We start from the raw sequence: 17,796 nt of genomic DNA, 5'->3' as shown, positions 1-17,796 counted from the left end.
TCGCCCGCGCGACACCTATGCATTGATTGCCGACCAGATTCCCCAGTGGGTTCCTCCGTTTCTCTTCTATGTGGACGTCCCGTGGGGTCGCATGGAAGTCAACGTCAACCAGCTTATCTACCAGTATGAGGCGGACCCTAGAACAACGTGGGCTGGTGAGAAGTGCGAGGTATACTCCCGCAAGGCGGAGATCTTGCTAGACCACGGCGGCGCGTTCGGTCGAGTCATTCAGCAGAAGACCCAGCAAGAAAGAAATCTACTCGAAGCTGAGCGCCGCAGGCTCGCCAACCGAGTTACCTGGGATATCCGTGAGATGCCGTTGCGGCAGGCCCGGCGTTGCGATCCGGTGATTGGTCACCACGTTCTCAACTTGGCGCTCGAAGAGGTAATTGAACTGCTGTTCGTGGCGAACGACCGGTTCATTCCAAACCGAAAGTGGAAAGTCCAGCAGCTCGCGGATTTCATCACTCCAGAGGCGCGTGAGCTACTGGGTGAGGTCCTGCGGTGTGATCTGGCTCACCATCGTGCGCCTGCCCGCCTACGCACCCGACCTCAACCCCACCGAAGGCGCATGGGCAAACATGAAAAACGGGCTGGGCAACCTCGCCGCCCACGACATCGACCACCTCGCCACCATCGTGCGCAACCGGCTCAAGCACATCCAATACCGCCCCGACCTCATCAACAGCTTCCTCACCCAAACCGGACTCGTCCTCGAACCAGATCCTCCATAACCGCCAGACCTCAACCTTTCAACCTCCGTAGCGCGCGAGTATGTCGAAGGAAACGACCTGGTTCTCGACGCTATCGACATGGGGCTGCGGCACCGCGACTACCGGCCAGGTGACAGCGGAGAAAAGCTCAAAATGGTAGATGACCGAACAGCGGACCCGACAGGGCAAAAGGACTCTCGCTTACCGGGACCTTTGGCACCAGTCAACGCGCCCGATGGTGTATTCGTTCAGCACGTTCAGCTCACCCTGCTTGGCGCCTGCACTTAAAGGTTCCTACATGGTTGATCTTGATTCTTTCGTCCAGGTGGATGTTGATCGACGACGCTGGGCCGTGTTCCACGATCACGGGGGAACCTAATTAGGTGTGGGTTGCTTTGGTCGTTATAGTTCTTGTGTGGTAGAGGAAGCCCGGTTTCTACAGCTCCATCTCCAGGTCGGTGTCGGCCCGGACGGGGATGCTGACGAGGTGGCTGAGGCCGCGTTGCAGGTTCGCCGGGAGTTACTTTCCCTTGACGTCGTCGACGTGACCACCCCAGCCGGGGGTGAGGCGCCGCCCGGGTCTCGTGGCCTCGAGCTCGCCGCGTTGGGGGCGTTGGTTGTCACGATCGCGGGGTCACCGCTGTTGGACTCCCTGTTGGATACGGTCAAGTCATGGCTTGCCGGTTCCCATCGGCGCAGCATCCGGCTTGAGCTGAATGGCGACGTGCTGGAACTGACCGGCGTGTCGTCGAAGGAGCAGCGTCGACTGACCGAGGAGTGGTTGCGACGTAACGAGAGCCGGCCTTGACGTGGCCGGGGCACGTAGCGCGCTGATCGTCGCGAGCGCCAACTACACCGATCCCGAGCTGCAGCAGCTCCGAGCTCCGAGCAGCGACGCCGAGGCCCTCGCGGCGGTGCTGAGCGCCCCGGACATCGGTGGGTTCGACGTCCACACGCTGCTCGACCAGCCCGCGCACGACATCGCACTGGCGGTGGAGGAATTCTTCGCCGACCGCCATCCAGACGACCTGCTGCTCGCGCATTTCTCGTGCCACGGCGTAAAAGACGAGGAAGGCGAGCTGTACTTCGCCACCACGAACACCCGGCTACGCAGGCTGGGAGCGACCGCGGTGGCGGCTGACTTCGTAAACCGGCGGATGAACCGCAGCCGCTGCCGGCGGATCGTGCTCCTGCTCGACTGCTGCTACGCGGGCGCCTTCGAACGCGGCATCACCTCGCGCGCCGGCGGCAGCATCGGCATCGAGACCCAGTTCGGCGGGCGAGGCCGGGCGGTGATCACCGCCTCGAGCGCCATGGAGTACGCATTCGAAGACAGCACGCTGGTCGACACCACGACGCCACAGCCGTCAGTGTTCACCGGTGCGCTGGTACGCGGCCTCGCCACCGGCGACGCCGACCGCGACCAAGACGGCATAGTCGCGCTGGACGAGCTATATGACTACGTCTACGACGCGGTGCGCGCCAGCACCTCGAACCAGACTCCAGGCAAGTGGATGTTCAACGTGCAGGGCGAACTGCACATCGCCCGCCGCGCCTACCCAGTCACCACCCCCGCACCGCTACCGTCGCAACTCGCGGACGCCGCCACGAGCCCGTTCGCCTCGATCCGCGCGGCAGCCGTCACGGAGCTGACCAACCTGCTCCACGGCCGACACGCAGGCCTGGCACTCGCCGCACGCACCATCCTGACCGACATGCAAGACGACGACAGTCGCACCGTCGCAGCAGCCGCGACCACCGCCCTTGCTGATGCGGTACCGGCTGCGACAACATCTCCAACAACACGCCTCAGTGCTCCCGCAAACCCACAACCCCACCCACCAACGCCAGCGACACCGACGGCATCGACGGCAAAGCGCCGCGCCAGCTCGACAATCGCCCAACACGAAGAGCCAACCGTCACCTCGGCCAGCACCCTGTCCGGGCCAGCGGCTCCACTGGCAGAAGACGCCCCCGCAGCCCTCCCGTCCCACCAACCAACGCCGACGGCAGAAGACTCCGCGACAACCCACACCACACCGCCGACCCCTGCGGACGATCAGACAGCCACCGCGGCACGCACACCCGACAGCGTCACGCCCTCCCCGAATGAAGCCCCTACCGCGGCGACGGACATATCAGCATCCGCCGAATACACCACCGCCACGAGACCCAGCACGCCGCCCGATACCCCGGCAGAAGGCCGCGCTGCAGTTGCGTCACCGAACGAACAGCCCGCCGCAACAGCCGCCCCGTCGTCACCACAGCACGATGAACCACCAACCCCCACCCAACCTGCTCCAGCACCCTTCGACACCGACTCACCCGATCCTGGGGGCCGATCCCGCGAGTCTCGCGAAACCAGAACCACGGCACCAACCGGCGGGAAACCACTCACGCAGAACAACCCATCAGACGCGACGCCCGTCACCGAACTGCACACGACACCACGCGAAGTCCGCAGGAAGATGGCGACCTCACCGGCTTGGCGAGTCCTGCTGTGGACATTAACCATACTTGCGGGCCTGCTTGAGCTAGATTTCGCTATTACCTCACAGGACAATACCGTTGGTTACATAGTCGCGACTAACGTGATTTGTGGACTAATCTTCGCTATCCTACTCTTTTTTACACTACGCAATAGACGACGAATCCGTGAACGCGGCATTCGGTACCGCCCCGACCATGCTGCCTCGCTGCTCAATCTCGCGATTAACCTGGGAACCATGGGTCGGTGGGGCGAGGCGTTGGCTAAGACCGAGGTAGCCGTCGAACACTATCGCGAGCTGGCCGAGGCAGAACCCGACCGATACCGCGCGGCCCTCGCCACGTCTCTGTACAACCTCGCGATCTACCTACGAGAGGCCGGCCGCCTCCAGGAGGCGTTGGTCACCAGCCAAGAAGCCCTCACGATCCGACGCGAGCTCGCTGAAGCAGAACCCGACCGATACTGTCCCGACCTGGCCGCATCGCTGCACAACCTCGTGCTCAACCTGCGAGAACTGGATGATACTGATAGCGCGATCCGCGCGCACCACGAACTGGTGAGCGTGTGGAGAGCCTGCGCAGAGCGAGCCCCGGAATTGTACGGACCGGCCTATCAGCGTGCATTGGGAGAGCTACGCCGATGGCTGAATCAGATAGGCCGCCACGAGGAACCCTCAACACTCGACCTCGAATAGTTGCGCGCTGTGTCAGCGCCTTCCGGGAAGATAGTACTAGCCACTCACACCTCTGCAGGGTCCCGCCGATGGCAGTCTGGACGTCAGGCTGTCCGAGACCGACGCCGTCGCAGCGATCGAGGCCATCCAGCATGGTGAACGGCGCTCATGCTCACCCTTCGACCCCCGATCTGCGTCGATCACAGCGCTTCCCAGCGCCGCGTTGGCTCAAGGGCAGAGATTGGCTACTACATTGGCGTGGCAGTCGTGGCGTCTCAGCGCCGCCTATGGGGAGCGTGACTCGAGTGGAGTTGGCTCAGCTGGTTGGTGTGCTGGTTCAAGAGGTAGTTGCAGTGTGGTATCGAGTGCGGCGATTGCTAGTGACTGCTTGGTGTTCAGGATGGAGGTGAGCAGGTTCCCGGTCTGGGTAAGGCTGGTGCGAATGGTCTGCGACGCTTGTCCTGTGGTGGCCGAGACATGGGTGCGCAGGGTGTCGACGACGCGGTTCACCTCGGTATCGATCGTGTGGGAGATTCCAGCTACGGCATCAGCGGTCTCGGGTAGGTTCTCGGGATCGTGGGATGGTGAAGGTGGGTTCAGCGGTGGGGGCTGGTGTGCTCGGTGGTGGGCTTTCAGGGCTGATGCTCGGTGCAGGGTGCCTTGGAACCGGCGATCCCGGTGCATCCGAGACGCTTCCGCTACCAGGGCTGAGGCAAAGCCGTATATCTGTGGCTTGACCTGCTGTTTTGTTGCGACACACCGAAGGTCCGGGTGGGTTCGGAGCAGGCACGGCGGGACCGTTGATCATGAAGGTTCCTACGCCATCGTGACTTTCGGAGCCTCGCCGTGCCTGCAGTGTCATCGTCTCCCATCGCTCTGCTGTCCCACCAACTGGCCCCGCTGTGTGGCGGGGTGACACCGGAAGCGCGCGGCGGCTTGCTGGAGGTGTTGGAGTCGGTGCCGGATCCGCGCAAGAAGCGGGGTGTGCGGCATCGGTTCTCCGCGATCCTGTTCGTGTCGGTGTGTGCGGTGGTCTCCGGTGCGCATTCGTTCGCCGCGATCGCTGAATGGGCCGCCGACGCGGTCGAGGGCACTGGTTTGAAGGGTGAGTTCTGGCCCCGCTTAGGGATGTGGTTTGGCTCCATGGGCTTGATCGTGGAGTTGGTTCCAGGAAGTTCTGGCCGCACCAAGGTCATCGGAGGAGGATGCCGTCGCTGCTGACCGTGGAGGCGCAGCGTGCAACGGAGCAAGGTCGAGTTGTTCGCGGCGATCCGGCGGGACTCGAGGGTCGAGGGTCTGTCGGTTCGGGCTCTGGCGCGCAAGTACGGGGTGCATCGACGGACGGTGCGCGAAGCGCTGACCTCGGCGTTTCCGAGTCCGCGGAAGAAACAGCCGCCGCGGAAGTCTCGGTTGGATCCGTTCAAGCCGGCGATCGACGCGATGCTGTGGGCGGATCTGGACGCTCCGCGCAAGCAGCGGCACACCGCGAAGCGGATCTTCGATCGCCTGGTCGCTGAGCACGAGATGGAAGGCATCTCGTATGCGACGGTGTCGGGCTACGTAGGTTGGCGCCGCGCTGAGGTTCGGCGCGAGGCGGGCCGGGAGCCGGCCGAGGTGTTCATCTCGCAAACCCACCGGCCGGGCGCGGACGCCGAAGTCGACTTCGGCGAGGTGGCCGTCCGCCTGCGCGGAGTTCTGGTGACCTGTTTCCTGTTTACCTTCCAGTTGTCGTTTTCCGGCAAGGCGGTGCACCGACCCATTGATCGCACTAACGGCGTGTCGTCCCGGGTGTTGACGGCGTAGCCGAGAACGCTCCGTCCTCAAGTGTGATCGTGAGAACGGAGACCGATGGAACTCGAGCAGACGCCCGTCCGGCAGGTGGCCGGGCTTGTCGTCGCGAGGACGGGCACCGTCAAGCCGACCGGTGATCCAACCTTGCCGTGGGTCGTGCTCGACGGGGCCGGTGCGGCGATCGGACCGGTCAGCGAGTTCCTACGCGAGTTGCTGGCGTGTGGGAACAGTCGGGCGTCGTGTCGTTCGTATGGCTATGACCTACCTCGACCTCGCGGGCAACCCTGACGCTGAGATCCGCGCGATCGCCCGAACCTTCCCACTGAACCGATTCATCCGCAACTACTTCCACACCCTGGAGTCCTGCCTGCGCCAAGGCGACACCCCAGACGTACGGGGCTTCCTCGCACAGGTTGAAGCCCAGTACCCGGGCCTCACCAACAAGATCGCAGAGTTGCTGCGCGGTCGCCTTCTTACGCGACTGCACACCCCTCTGGATCAGCGACTGTTCCTCGTCTCGCCTGTGTTGTGGTGGCAGTGCCGGAACGCACGCCGCACCATCGACCGCTGGCTGCCGGAACCTTGGCGCAACACTTCCGCGCGGTCGCTCATCCGCACCGCTGCCCGCCTTCGCCGCGACACCGCATGATGACGGATCGCAGCAAACGTCCGGACCTGGGTGTGGGGCGGGACTGCCTGGGCACCGCCCCACACGGCACTACTCAGGCGAAGACACCCCAAAAGATGACTCGATCACCAGACTGCCGCTGAGAAACCACTGGTCAGCCCTGTTCCCATCCTTTGGTACTCCCGCCGGAGACACCACAAGGATGGGAAAGAACCGTCCCGCGGGGGCGACGGTCCTGTTCCGTATCCCGGTGCTCGCCGCGCGGCGCCGTCGTCACCAGGGACGACGGCGCCAGCCGCGGCTACCCGCCTAGACCCAATGCCACTCACTTAACGTTCGACGCGGCCGGTAGCCTGCGGCTTGTGGATCTTGAAGTGGGCGCGGGTGCTGGTCCGAGCTTGGCGGATCGGGCGGCGGTGGGTGTGTTGGCGCGGACGTTTCCGGTCGAGTTGGTTGATCGTGTGATCGATCAGTTTTGGCGGCGGGAGCAGCGGACGCGGGCGTTGCCGGCTCGGTTGGTGTTCTATCTGGTTCTCGCTTTGTGTTTGTTTCCGCAGGAGTCGTATCGGTCGACGGCGAAGATTCTCCTGCAAGCCTTCGGTCGAGGCGTGAATGGTCGGCCGGTGCCGACTGCGGGGGCGATTGGGACGGCCCGTCGGCGGTTGGGTGCTGATCCGGTGGAAACGATCGTTCGTCAGGTGCTACGACCGGTAGCGACTCCCGAGACACAAGGCGCCTGGTATCGGGATTGGCGACTGGTCGCTTTTGACGGCACTACGTTCACGGTGCCGGACACCGAGGAAAACGACGAGGAGTTCGGTCGGCCAGGCTCGAGTCGGGGTGAGAAGAAGAGTGCTTATCCGCAGGTGCGGGCAGCGTGTTTGGTTGAGCTGGGAACGCATGCGGTGTTCGACGCTCGACTGGAACCGTACACGGTGTCGGAAACCAAGCTGATCGAGGAGATGTTCTCGGCTCTTCGTCCGGGGATGTTGGTGCTGGCTGATCGTGGTGTCTACTCGTTCCACCGCTGGCGTGGAGCGGTGGACACGGGTGCTGACCTGCTGTGGCGGGTGCCGTCGAACCTCATCCTGCGCCCGGTGGAGGGTCTGACTGATAGCTCCTACATCACGGAGGTTATCCACCCAAGAAATCCGGTATGGTGTCTTTTCGGGTGCGTGTCATCGAATACCGGCTGCCCGATGTGCAGGATGGTAAAGACGAGCTGTATCGACTCGTGACCACGATCCTGGATCCAGCGCGGGCGTCGGCGAAAGACCTCGCGATCCTTTACCACGAGCGGTGGGATATCGAAGGGTTTCTCAAGCAGATCAAGAGTGTGCAACTCAACGCCGATCGGATCTTTCGATCCAAGTCACCGGACGGTGTTCGGCAAGAGTTCTGGGCACATCTTGCTGTCCACTACGCCACCATGCGTGTCACCACCGACGCCGCTGATCAAGCAAAGCTCGATCCCGACCGGATATCCCACAAGAACACCGTTCGCGTCATCCGGTCCAGAATATGGATACCGGGATCTTTTCCCCCTGACCAGGCATGACGATCACTACAAGCTTCTCCTTGACGAGGTCGTCGATGAAGTCAACGTGGAACGACGGAATCGCAGCTATCCCCGAGTAGTCAAACGGAAAATGAGCAACTTTCCCGTCAAGCGACCCCACCACCGACAGCGCCACCGGCACAGCCGGCCACCCCGCACGGCAGTCACGATCACACCGCCGTCGAAGCCAGATCACCGTCCACGACCAGCCAGGACGAGCTAAATGAGTGGCATTGCGCCTAGACCTGCTCGCCGTCGACCGTCGTCGCCGGCTGGGCACCCGGCCTGCGACGGTCCTCGAGCTTGATCTCGCACTTACCCACCAACGCGACACCGGCACCAATCGTCGTGGCCACCGGAGCGGCCAACGCGGCCACGACCCCAAGAGCCACCGGCACCTCCAACACCACATCGTCCTTGCTGTCCCGCACAACCACCCGACGGTTGACGCCCCCGCTGACCAGCCCCCGCACGGCGTCGACCACCGAGTCGACCGCGGAACGGGCGTACTCGGGCTCGGACTCGCTCATGACTCTCCTCGAACTGCGGATTTCCCTGTACAACCTCAGCGTGCCCGCGATCAGACGCCGTGCCATCAGGGTTCCCCCTGACCTCCGCTGATCCGACCCTCAGGGCCACGACGGGCCACCTCAGTCCTGCCCGAACAGTAGGCCGCGACCCCCTGTACACCGCGGTCCGCGACGAGCACTATCCCGCCGAGGAACGATCATGAACCCTCTGACCGCCACCGCCCTGGGCAAGCGATACCGCACCCGCTGGGCCGTCCACGAGTGCGATTTCGCCATTCCCGAAGGCAAGGTCGTCGCGCTGATCGGCCCGAACGGCGCGGGCAAGAGCACCCTGCTGCGCATGGTCGCAGGCCTCAGCCGCCCGACCACCGGCGACCTGAGGGTCTTCGACACCCCCGTACGGGGGCGGACCCACCCGGACGTCTCGTCCTGACGCAAAGCCGGCCGCTCTACCGCGAACTCACGATGCACGAACAGGTGCGCGCCTGCGCGGCCATGAACGACCGCTGGTCCACCGACCGGGTGCACGAGGTGCTCGGGCTGCTGGGGGGCGTGGACTACGACGCGAAGGTCGGCACCCTGTCCGCGGGCGTCCTGACCCAGGTGGCCATCGCGATGGCGCTGGGGCGGCTGCCCCGGCTGCTACTCCTGGACGAACCGCTGTCCGACCTGGATCTGCTGGCCCGCGACGAGACGCTGCGGATCATCATGACCGAGGTCGCCGACCGCGGGACCACCGTGGTGATGTCCTCGCATCTGCTCAGCGACCTGCGTGAGGTGTGCGACCACATTTTGCTGATCGACGAGGGCCGGGTTCGGCTCAACGGCGACATCGAGGATGTCCTCGCGCGGCACCGGATCCTGGTCGGTCCGGCCGCGGACGAGTCCTCCGTGGGGGGAACTCTGATCAGCGCGACCCGCACCGAGCGCCAGTCCACCCTGCTGCTGCGGGAGGCGAGTCCGACGCCGGAAGGCTGGGCGGGCACCGAACCCGACCTGGAATCCCTGGTCATGGGTTATCTGCGTGCGTCGCGCGAACGGCGGTCCTAGGCATACCGGGCCCGCCGGGATCGGAGCTGGTAGTGATCGTCGTTCTTGGCTTGCCGGAAGCACTTGTCGGCGCACCGGCCGACATCACCGATATCACCAAGCAGCCGGGCGGCGCCCGACCCAGCTTCAGCAGTGTGCTGCCGGTGGCCGCGACCAGCCCACCCCAATTCAGTGTCTGCCGTCCTGATCCGGCCAAGCGCGAGGACATCAGCGGTCAGCAAGTGCACCCGGCCCACGGCAGACCCGGGCGCGGTGGCTGGGAATGCAGGTGGGCGGCGGAGGGCGAGCTCGACACGAAGGTGACCAGCGTGCCGAGCACCCACGGCGTGGCGGACCTAGCCGCTCCAGCGCGAGGACGTCGGCCACCCGTCTGCTCCCCGCCCGACCGACGCGGCGAGGACGGCGAGGCCGCCGAGTTCGTCGGCGCGCACCACCGTCAGTTCTGCGACAAGACACGATTATTACGGGAAGTGCCGGAGGTCTCACCTCGCCGCCATTGCGCTAACTCGTGGGCCTATTCATCGAGGTCGTCATATTGTCGCCTCTCGTCCGGCTTGAGCACGAGTTGTCACCGACGTCTTTGCGCTTGACCTGCACTGAGTGCACCATACGCACGCCGTCATTATAGAGCGCCTGCTCGCTATGCGGCGCACCCTTGAAACTATTATCGTCATACTGGGCAAGGCGGCTGTCGGGAACTTCATAAACAACAATTGTGAACTGAGCTCCAAAGTCGTCGTCGTCGCCGACATACACCGGCCACGCATACCAGTCGTAACCCGGGTCAGTAGCTGGCACAGTCTGCCGAATTACCCAAATTTTCTCAGGATCCGCGAAAACACCGATTCGAAATCGGTATCCTGCCGCAGGCTTGCCCACACCTTCGATCCGAACACACTTACCGACGAGCGCATTTTCGGTCGGACTGGTGATATGTCTTCCGCGCTCGCCAGATGTCGCCGTCGAAGAGGGCAGCGACGACTGAATTGAAGATTGAAACCCCGCCGAGCCGGCGGAACTCTCAGAAACTATGCCCAAACAGATCAAACCCAGCCCGAGACCGAGCGCCGTAGTGCCAAGCCAGTAGATTCTCTTCTCCGCTGCGATCAGATACGCAAGCGAAACAAGTGCGCCGACCACTCCCAAACCGATCAGAGCCTTGGGCTTGTCGCCCAGCGATGTTACACCGAGCACATAGAAGACAGCTGCCCCCGTATCGGCCAAGATCGCAATGACTGGAGGTAACGTGTGCAGAGACGACTTGATCTTGTTCGGCTTCTTGGGCTCCAGTTCGAGACCGGTGTCTGGGTCGTGCGATCCACCATGAGAGCTGGGCGATGGAGATTGGGTCATGGTGCTTGGACGAGTACCAGACACCGGGGGTTGCTTCACGACTAGGTGACTGCCAGGAGTTGATCAAAAGGTGTGCCTAAGAAGTCGGTTCAGAATGAGTCGGCGTGTCGTCTTGCGCCAGCAGCGGGCCTTTCCAGAATCTTGGTGTGCGTGAGGAGGTGCTGACCGACCGGCTGTGGGAGTCGCTCGAGCCGCTCCTTCCGGCGCCCGCGGCATTCCCCTAACGTCTGGCAGCCGCACGAACGTCTCCTCGCCGAGAGCCAGGCCCCAAGACACCCTGTCGAAAGGCGTCTCGTCACCGTTGTTGCCGATCATCACTCACAGGCTACAGCCATATCGAGAAACGTTGACGTTGTCATCGTCTCGGGTGGACATCCGGACCGGTGATCGCGAAGCTGGCCGCGGAGGTGAGGCCGGTGGCGCGTCAGCCGGAGGTGTTCGCGTGGTCGCTGGAGACCGCCTTGCTCGCTCCTCGCAAGGACAACCCGGCACGATTGGCGGAATGGACCGCCGCCACACATGAGACGGACCTACCCCACGTGCACTCGTTCGTCCGAGGCATCGCCCAGGACATCGACGCCATCACCGCCGCCATCACCCTCCATCACCACAACGGACGCACCGAAGGCGTGAACTGTCCCGCCCCGGGTTTGATGGAGACATCGAACACCCGGAGGATCGACTGTTATGGCGGCACCACGGAAGTATCCGGATGAGTTGCGTGAGCGGGCGACGCGTTTGGCGGTTGAGGCCAGGCGAGACCCCGCGTCGGCTGGTGGGGCGATCAAGCGGATCGCTGACCAACTCGGTGTGCATCCGGAGGCGTTGCGGACGTGGGTGAAGCAGGCCGAGACCGACGAAGGGGCACGGCCGGGGGCGACCTCGACAGAGGCGGCCAGGATCGCCGAGTTGGAACGTGAGGTGCGTGAGCTGCGGCGGGCGAACCAGATCCTGAAGTCAGCGGCGTCTTTCTTCGCGGCGGAGCTGGACCGTCCATCGCGATGAAGGTCGAGTTCGTTGACTCACAACGGAAGGAGCACGGTGTCCAGCCGGTCCTGCAGGTGCTTGAGGGCACGCCTGCCCAGATCGCACCGTCGACCTACTATGCCGCCAAGACCCGTCCCGAGTCCGCCCGCGCGGCGCGGGACCGGGAGCTGACCGAGAAGATCAAACGGGTGCATGAGACGAACTACAGCGTTTACGGGGCCAGGAAGGTCTGGGCCGAGCTGAACCGGCAGGACGTCGAGGTGGCCCGGTGCACGGTCGAGCGGCTCATGCGCAAGGCCGGGTTACGCGGCTTGCTCCGCGACAAGTCTCCTCGCACGACCTGGCCGGCGCCGGAGACCGGAAGACCGACTGACCTGGTGGAACGTGATTTCACGGCGACGCGGGTGAACGAGTTGTGGGTCGCGGACATCACCTACGTGCGTACCGCCGCGGGCTGGGTCTACGCGGCGTTCGTGCTCTATGTCTTCTCCCGCATGATCGTGGGCTGGCAGGTCGCCACCAGTCTCTACACGGATCGGGCGTTGGACGCGCTGCAGATGGCGATCTGGCGCCGCCAGACCACCGGCGCCGACCTGACCGGCCTGGTCCATCACAGCGACCGCGGAGTGCAGTACCGAGCGGTTCGCTACACCCAGCGCCTGGCCGAGGCCGACGCGGTCGCCTCGGTCGGGTCCCGAGGCGACAGCTATGACAACGCGATGGCGGAGGCGTTCAACTCGTTGTACAAGGCCGAACTCGTCCGCAATCGCGGCCCGTGGCGCGGCCTCGACGATCTGGAACTCGCAACCGTCGAGTACATCGACTGGTACAACAACCGGCGTCTGCACGGCGAGCTCGACACGTCCCGCCCGCCGAGTACGAGGCGCTCCATGCGATGACCCACCCAGTCACCGCATCCCTGGAACCCAGATAATCCAGTCTCCACCAAACCCGGGGCTTGACACCTGAGCCAGGTCCGCGATATCAGGCACCGGCCAGCCTTGCGCCGAGGCCAACACGATCATCGCCCGCCGCAACCGCACCCGATCCTTCGCGGTCCGATTGATCCGCTGCAACCGCTGCCCCTCAGCCAGTGTCAACGCCCGCACGAACACCTCCGGTGGTCGAGCCACAACCCGTCCCTTCCAGTCCCGCTGCCAGGTTCGGCACCAGGATGGACAACACCCACCAGAAAGATCAATTACCGCACCAACCAACATTGACGAGGCACTAGGCGGGCTCCTGGTGCTCGACGAGGCACAGACGTTCGTGCCATCACGAGGCACCACGGCGTCCACCGAGAGCACGCTCAAACTGGCCACCCAGGCGCGCAAGTACGGACTCGGCATGGTGTACGCGACTCAGGCGCCGAAGGCGCTGCACAACATGGTCACCGACAACGCCGCGACCCAGTTCATCGGCCTGCTCAACGCGTCGGTCCAGATCCAGGCCGCCACGGAGCTGGCGCGTGCCAAGGGCGGCCGCGTCGACGACATCTCCCGCCTGCCCGCCGGCCGGTTCTACGGCGCGACCGAGGGCATGAAAATGGGCAAGATCCAGGTGCCGATGTGTCTGAGCCACCACCCGTCAAGCGCCTGCACCGAAGAAGAGGTCCTGCAGCGCGCCCGCCGTCGCAGCGGGTAGTTTGTTCATTCGGGTTCGAACTGCGGCGATCGGGCATGTCGCGTGGTGGAGCACGGTTTGGCTGACTGAGCCGAGAACGGGACCGGTGAACGCGCTCCGGCCGCGAGAGCCGGCCGCGATCAGTGCCGGCCACCATGGCTGGTACATCTACGTCGCTGCCGGAATCGCATGAACCGATCTTGGAGATGGTGACGCGATCGGCACGCTGACGTGCCAGTCCGAGTCTTGCCATCCATCGGCGGGGTGCGCGGGTTAGCCTTGGTGGGTGGAAGAGGACGCCACGAACCGGTTCACCGGTACGGTCCACGGTGCCGCCGTCCAGGCCGAGACGATTTACGGCGGCGTGCACGTTAGCGTTTCGCCCCGCGTCGACGATGCCCCACTGCCGGCCCCGTGTGCGCGGCCAGTCAGCTGGCAGGAGATGGGAGAGCTGCCGGCCGAGGTGCGGTCGTTACTGCAGGCTCAGATCGACGCGGCCACGGAGTTGCCCTACCGACTCCCCGGCGCTCGCAGGCCTTTGCTAGACGAGGTCTACGTGCGTCAGGACCTCGGCAGCGGCATCGAGGAGCCGCTGACCGAGCAGAACCGTCCCACGCCGATCCTTGACAGGCGGGGGCAGCTGGTGGACGCGCCGAAGGAGCCGGTGGTGCGGGTGACCGTGCGCCCGCCGACGCGGACGGTGACCGAGGCCTTGAATGGGGACGACAACCTGCTCGTCACCGGCGGCCCAGGGCAGGGCAAGTCGACGCTGTCGTTGCGGCTGGCGGCTCGCGTCGCCGAGCACGCGCTCCGGCCGACCCCCGATCCGGTCGCTGTCCCACTCGCTGAACCGGTGATACCGCTGCGGCTGCCGGCCCGGGAGCTGGCGGCGCACCTGGAGTTGTCGTTCCCGGAGGCGCTCGCGCGCAGCGCTGCCGCGGAGTACAATCGCATGCTGCTCACTCCGCCGCCTGCGGCACGGATTTTCCGCGCGTGCGTGGCGGGCTGTAGGTGGCTGCTGCTGGTCGACGGCCTTGACGAGATCGCGAACGGGACGGACCGGGACCGCCTGGTGACGGCGCTGGCCACGATGGCGGGGAAGGACGACTCGCCGTACCGCTTCGTGCTCACCACTAGGCCGATCGAGGGTGCGGCGCTCGCGCCGCTGCAACGGGTCGGTGCCATCCGGTACGAGCTGCAGCCGTTCGACGAGAAGGCATTGCGCCTCTTCGCGAACAGGTGGTTCGAAGACACCGACATCGGTCACCGCTTCGTGCGCCAGATACGGGCGGCTCACCTGGACGAGCTGGTGCGGGTCCCGCTGCTGGCGAACATCGCCGCGATCATCTTCGAGAAGCAGGGCCCACGTCCCCTCCCGGACAACCAGTACGAGTTGTACGAGACGTACCTGAAGTACCTGCGCACCGCGCACGAGGTGCCTCCCAGCCCGTTCGACCAGATCCGCGACGAACTGCTCCAGCACCTCGGGCGGGTGTGTGTGGACCACGACACGTCACTCGTCGCCGCGGCGCGGGACTGGACGAGGGAGCGGCTGCCGAACCTGACCGGGGACTGGGAGGAGGAGCTGGTCACGCACCTCACCAGGGTCGGCCCGCTGACACCGCGTGGCCCGGACCTGACCTTCCTCCACCACACCTTCGCCGAACACCTCGCGGCGACGGCGGAAGCACGGCTGCTCCCCGAGGTCTTCGACGCCGAGCACCGCGATTTTGCCAGTCGCCTGCACGCCGCGCACGCCGAGGAACGCGGCGGGCACGCACGTGCCGTGCTCTTGCACTACACCCGGCTGCACCCGGCGCAGGCGGACCGCCTGGTCGAGTGGCTGCACGCCGGTGGCGCGGAGCAGCACCTGTTGGCCGCACGCCTGCTGGCGGCTCACGCACCCGCCTGCGCCGAGGTGGTCGACGCGTTCCTGGCGACCGTCCGCGAGTGGGCGATGACAACGCAGTACTTCAGCAATGAGATCCTCGAGCAGGCGAGCCGGACAGCGCACCATCCGGGGATCGCCGACTGGCTGGCGAGTTTGATGCGGGATGAGGATGCCCCGTGGGACTCCCGGGTGGAGGCCGCCACCGCGTTGTCGACCAGACTGCGCGGTCCCAGCGAACCGGAGGCCGTCGCGTTGCTGAAAGCCGTGGTGGACGACGCGACGATCCCGGTCCGGCACCGGTTGTCGGCCGCGGAAGCCTTGTCCGACCGCGGAAGTGAAGAACAGGAGGCGGCGGTCCGCGGGTTGCTGGCAGTCCTGACGCACCCTGACGCCACCGGCGCGGACTGCCGCACCGCTGGCGTCGTCCTCGCCGGTTTCGACGGCGAACCGCGACGTTACGCCATCGAGGTGCTGACCAACATGGCTGCAGACTCCTGGCTCCCGGATTCCGACCGCGTCGACGTGGCCACTGGTCTGGTGGAGATTGGGGTCGAGTTCCACGACCGCTGCGCCGACGTGTTCCGGAAAATCCTGGCCAACCACACCGACAACCCAACAGGACTACGCGACGCCGCTATTGGCATGGCCTCACTGGGACCACAACAGCTAGTCGAGGCCGTCGCCGCTCTGACATCGATCATCGAAGACCGACGAATTGATCGTGGCTCTCGGCTCAAAGCGGCTGACGTACTCGCCGAACTGGGACCCGAACAGCGACTCGAGGCAGGAAAACACGTACTCGCCATCTCAGCTTGTTGTTTAACCGGTGTGATTGCGGTGTTGTTCGAGGGTGAGGTCGCGTTTGACGGTTTTGCCGACCTCGTAACGGGTTGCTGGGTGGGGGTTGGTTGAGCCGAGTGGGCGTCCGGGTCCGGGTCGGGAGGGTTTCGGTGCGGCTGCCGGGTGGGTGGTCGTCGTGTGGAGGTTGCGAAACCCGCGGCGGACCCGGGCAGGAGTCAACCGGCGGGGCTCGGTGACTCGTTTCTCCCATGGGCGGCGGCAGTCCTCGACGATAGGGCGGGCCAGTCGTAGTTGGGTGTGGACAGTCAGGATCAGCCAGGTCCAGCGGTCGGCTGACTGAGGTGCGCGCAGTTTCGGGCGGGTCCACCCAAGAGTCTGCTTGAACAGTCGGAAGGTGTGTTCGAGATCGAATCGGCGCAGGAACACTTGCCAGAGCAAGTCAATCAGCTCGGCGTTGGCGGCGGTGACCGAAGACCACAGCCAGACCGGTTTGGGGTCGCGGTCGCCGGGCAGATACTCGACCTGCAGGCGGATCACGGTGCCCTCGACCAGCGGCAGCTCACCCTCGTGGTCGAGCCAGGGGCCGCGGTGGGTCAGGCGCGGGTGGAGCCGGTCCCAGGCCTGGGTTTGGGCGTGTCCGTAGCGGGTGGTGTCGGTGTGGGTGGTGTGGTCGGGGGTGTGCCAACTGGCGGGGTCGGCCAAGGTGAACATGCCGCCGTGTTTGCGTGGGCGCCCGTTCGTGCCGGGTGTCCGGGGCGGTGCGGGCCGCAGCATCACGCGATCAGACCGGATCCTGCCCACCACCTCGATCGGCAGATCGGCCAGCACGAACGCCAGTCGGGTCACGTCGTACCCGGCATCGGCCACGATCAGGATGCGCGGATCGCCGGGCTGCCAGTGGCCGGCGTCGATGATGCGGCCCACGACGTTGCGGAGTTGGTCGGCGGTGACTGCGGTGGCGTCGTCGGCGGGTCGGAGCCGGACCGCGTCCAGCAGCGCTGTCCATGAGGTGCGTCCGGTCTCTAACGCGGCGACGAATGAGTAGGGCCAGCCGGGGATCATTTGGGCTTGTCCTTTGCCGCGGGCGTAGGTGTGGCAGAACAGCCGCTGCGGGCTGCACGCGGCGTCCGGGCGCAGCCAGTGTGAGACGTCCACGGCAAGCGCGATCCGACCGTTCGCGGCCCGAGGCAACGGCAGACCGGCCAGGGTGGTGCGTAACCGGTCGACCTCGATCCGGCCGTGGTTGATCGCGTCATAGCCACCACCGTGCCCACGCCGATGCTCAGGCATGAGGGACAGTTCGGCCAGACTGGTGACCGGCCCGTCAGCGCACAACACTGCGTCGGCCAACTCGAACAACGCGTCCGCCCGACTGGTCAGGCACTGGTAGACCTGCTCACGGAACCCGGACAGATCCCCGAGTGCACCCGCTTGGCCGGTGTCGTGCACACTGATCAACTGAAGCCCTTGGTTGTGATCTTCCTTCTGTCGCAAGAAGAATGATCAACCAAGGGCTTCACCCATGATCAACCGGGGGTCACACACCAGCGCCACCTGGTTAAACAACAAGCTCAGGGCGTGTTTGAGATCTTGGTCGGCGTGGCTGGTTGATCTTGGCGGTGTGCTCGGTAACAGTGTGGTAGATGACGCGTACGCAGCGGTATCCGTCGGATCTGTCTGATGCGGAGTGGGCGGTGGTGGAGCCGTTGT

Annotated in this window: 17 protein-coding genes, 1 pseudogene and 1 other annotated feature; of the genes and pseudogenes, 14 read left to right on the top strand and 4 right to left on the bottom strand. The window is 64.9% G+C overall.

Annotated features, from left to right (window positions below):
• The first annotated feature begins 506 nt into the window (after positions 1-506).
• From ACJ73U_RS30180 to ACJ73U_RS30145, 8 genes are all read left to right on the top strand, one after another.
• Positions 507-734 (top strand): hypothetical protein, encoded by a 228-nt coding sequence (locus ACJ73U_RS30180; RefSeq protein WP_407781120.1) that lies wholly within the window; start codon positions 507-509, stop codon positions 732-734.
• Between the two features lie 394 nt (positions 735-1,128).
• Complete coding sequence (locus ACJ73U_RS30175) at positions 1,129-1,521, top strand: hypothetical protein (protein WP_407781119.1); 393 nt, start codon at positions 1,129-1,131, stop codon at positions 1,519-1,521.
• 1 nt (position 1,522) lies between these two features.
• On the top strand, positions 1,523-3,895 hold the full coding sequence (locus ACJ73U_RS30170; RefSeq protein ID WP_407781118.1) for a caspase, EACC1-associated type: 2,373 nt from the start codon (positions 1,523-1,525) through the stop codon (positions 3,893-3,895).
• Between the two features lie 891 nt (positions 3,896-4,786).
• A complete protein-coding gene (locus ACJ73U_RS30165) occupies positions 4,787-5,095 on the top strand; it encodes a transposase family protein (protein WP_407781117.1) in 309 nt (102 codons plus the stop codon).
• Positions 5,096-5,110: 15 nt separating this feature from the next.
• Positions 5,111-5,677: a hypothetical protein gene (locus ACJ73U_RS30160; protein ID WP_407781116.1), complete on the top strand. Its 567-nt coding sequence runs from the start codon at positions 5,111-5,113 to the stop codon at positions 5,675-5,677.
• Positions 5,678-5,921: 244 nt separating this feature from the next.
• Positions 5,922-6,314 (top strand): hypothetical protein, encoded by a 393-nt coding sequence (locus tag ACJ73U_RS30155; protein WP_407781115.1) that lies wholly within the window; start codon positions 5,922-5,924, stop codon positions 6,312-6,314.
• A 341-nt stretch (positions 6,315-6,655) separates the two neighbouring features.
• Positions 6,656-7,531 carry an IS4 family transposase gene (locus ACJ73U_RS30150; RefSeq protein WP_407781114.1) on the top strand — a complete coding sequence of 292 codons (876 nt, stop codon included), beginning with the start codon at positions 6,656-6,658 and terminating at the stop codon, positions 7,529-7,531.
• Complete coding sequence (locus tag ACJ73U_RS30145; RefSeq protein ID WP_407781113.1) at positions 7,465-7,851, top strand: transposase; 387 nt, start codon at positions 7,465-7,467, stop codon at positions 7,849-7,851. The genes ACJ73U_RS30150 and ACJ73U_RS30145 overlap by 67 nt, the downstream gene beginning before the upstream one ends.
• 239 nt (positions 7,852-8,090) lie before the next feature.
• Here ACJ73U_RS30145 and ACJ73U_RS30140 read toward each other — a convergent pair whose 3' ends face one another.
• Positions 8,091-8,381 carry a DUF4342 domain-containing protein gene (locus ACJ73U_RS30140; RefSeq protein WP_407781112.1) on the bottom strand — a complete coding sequence of 97 codons (291 nt, stop codon included), beginning with the start codon at positions 8,379-8,381 and terminating at the stop codon, positions 8,091-8,093.
• A gap of 199 nt (positions 8,382-8,580) precedes the next feature.
• On the opposite strand from ACJ73U_RS30140, the gene ACJ73U_RS30135 reads away from it, so the two are divergent.
• Positions 8,581-8,814, top strand: coding sequence for an ATP-binding cassette domain-containing protein (locus ACJ73U_RS30135; RefSeq protein WP_407781111.1), 234 nt, complete (start codon positions 8,581-8,583; stop codon positions 8,812-8,814).
• Between the two features lie 32 nt (positions 8,815-8,846).
• Positions 8,847-9,431, top strand: coding sequence for an ATP-binding cassette domain-containing protein (locus tag ACJ73U_RS30130; protein ID WP_407781110.1), 585 nt, complete (start codon positions 8,847-8,849; stop codon positions 9,429-9,431).
• A 501-nt stretch (positions 9,432-9,932) separates the two neighbouring features.
• Here the strand turns inward: ACJ73U_RS30130 and ACJ73U_RS30125 are convergent.
• Positions 9,933-10,823, bottom strand: a complete 891-nt coding sequence (locus tag ACJ73U_RS30125; RefSeq protein WP_407781109.1) for a hypothetical protein — start codon at positions 10,821-10,823, stop codon at positions 9,933-9,935.
• A gap of 344 nt (positions 10,824-11,167) precedes the next feature.
• On the opposite strand from ACJ73U_RS30125, the gene ACJ73U_RS30120 reads away from it, so the two are divergent.
• The 3 genes and pseudogenes from ACJ73U_RS30120 (at position 11,168) to ACJ73U_RS30110 (ending at position 13,415) form a co-directional block, all read left to right on the top strand.
• A complete protein-coding gene (locus ACJ73U_RS30120) occupies positions 11,168-11,500 on the top strand; it encodes a transposase (protein WP_407781108.1) in 333 nt (110 codons plus the stop codon).
• Positions 11,472-12,705, top strand: a pseudogene (locus ACJ73U_RS30115) (IS3 family transposase). The gene ACJ73U_RS30120 and the pseudogene ACJ73U_RS30115 overlap by 29 nt, the downstream one beginning before the upstream one ends.
• Positions 11,747-11,878: a sequence feature (AL1L pseudoknot), on the top strand. Its footprint overlaps the pseudogene before it by 132 nt.
• Positions 12,706-12,833: 128 nt before the next feature.
• Positions 12,834-13,415, top strand: coding sequence for a zonular occludens toxin domain-containing protein (locus ACJ73U_RS30110; protein WP_407781107.1), 582 nt, complete (start codon positions 12,834-12,836; stop codon positions 13,413-13,415).
• Here ACJ73U_RS30110 and ACJ73U_RS30105 read toward each other — a convergent pair.
• Complete coding sequence (locus tag ACJ73U_RS30105; RefSeq protein ID WP_407781106.1) at positions 13,359-13,562, bottom strand: universal stress protein; 204 nt, start codon at positions 13,560-13,562, stop codon at positions 13,359-13,361. The genes ACJ73U_RS30110 and ACJ73U_RS30105 overlap by 57 nt on opposite strands.
• A 274-nt stretch (positions 13,563-13,836) precedes the next feature.
• On the opposite strand from ACJ73U_RS30105, the gene ACJ73U_RS30100 reads away from it, so the two are divergent.
• Positions 13,837-16,197 (top strand): NACHT domain-containing protein, encoded by a 2,361-nt coding sequence (locus ACJ73U_RS30100; protein WP_407781105.1) that lies wholly within the window; start codon positions 13,837-13,839, stop codon positions 16,195-16,197.
• Here ACJ73U_RS30100 and ACJ73U_RS30095 read toward each other — a convergent pair.
• Positions 16,105-17,535: an NF041680 family putative transposase gene (locus ACJ73U_RS30095; RefSeq protein ID WP_407781121.1), complete on the bottom strand. Its 1,431-nt coding sequence runs from the start codon at positions 17,533-17,535 to the stop codon at positions 16,105-16,107. The two genes, ACJ73U_RS30100 and ACJ73U_RS30095, sit on opposite strands and share 93 nt — an antisense overlap.
• Positions 17,536-17,796 lie beyond the last annotated feature (261 nt).

Origin of the sequence: Actinophytocola sp., assembly GCF_045807065.1 — a bacterium.
GTDB lineage: Bacteria > Actinomycetota > Actinomycetes > Mycobacteriales > Pseudonocardiaceae > Actinophytocola.
The sequence above is the reverse complement of the archived record's forward strand: the minus strand, read 5'-3'. Positions and strand labels throughout refer to the sequence as shown.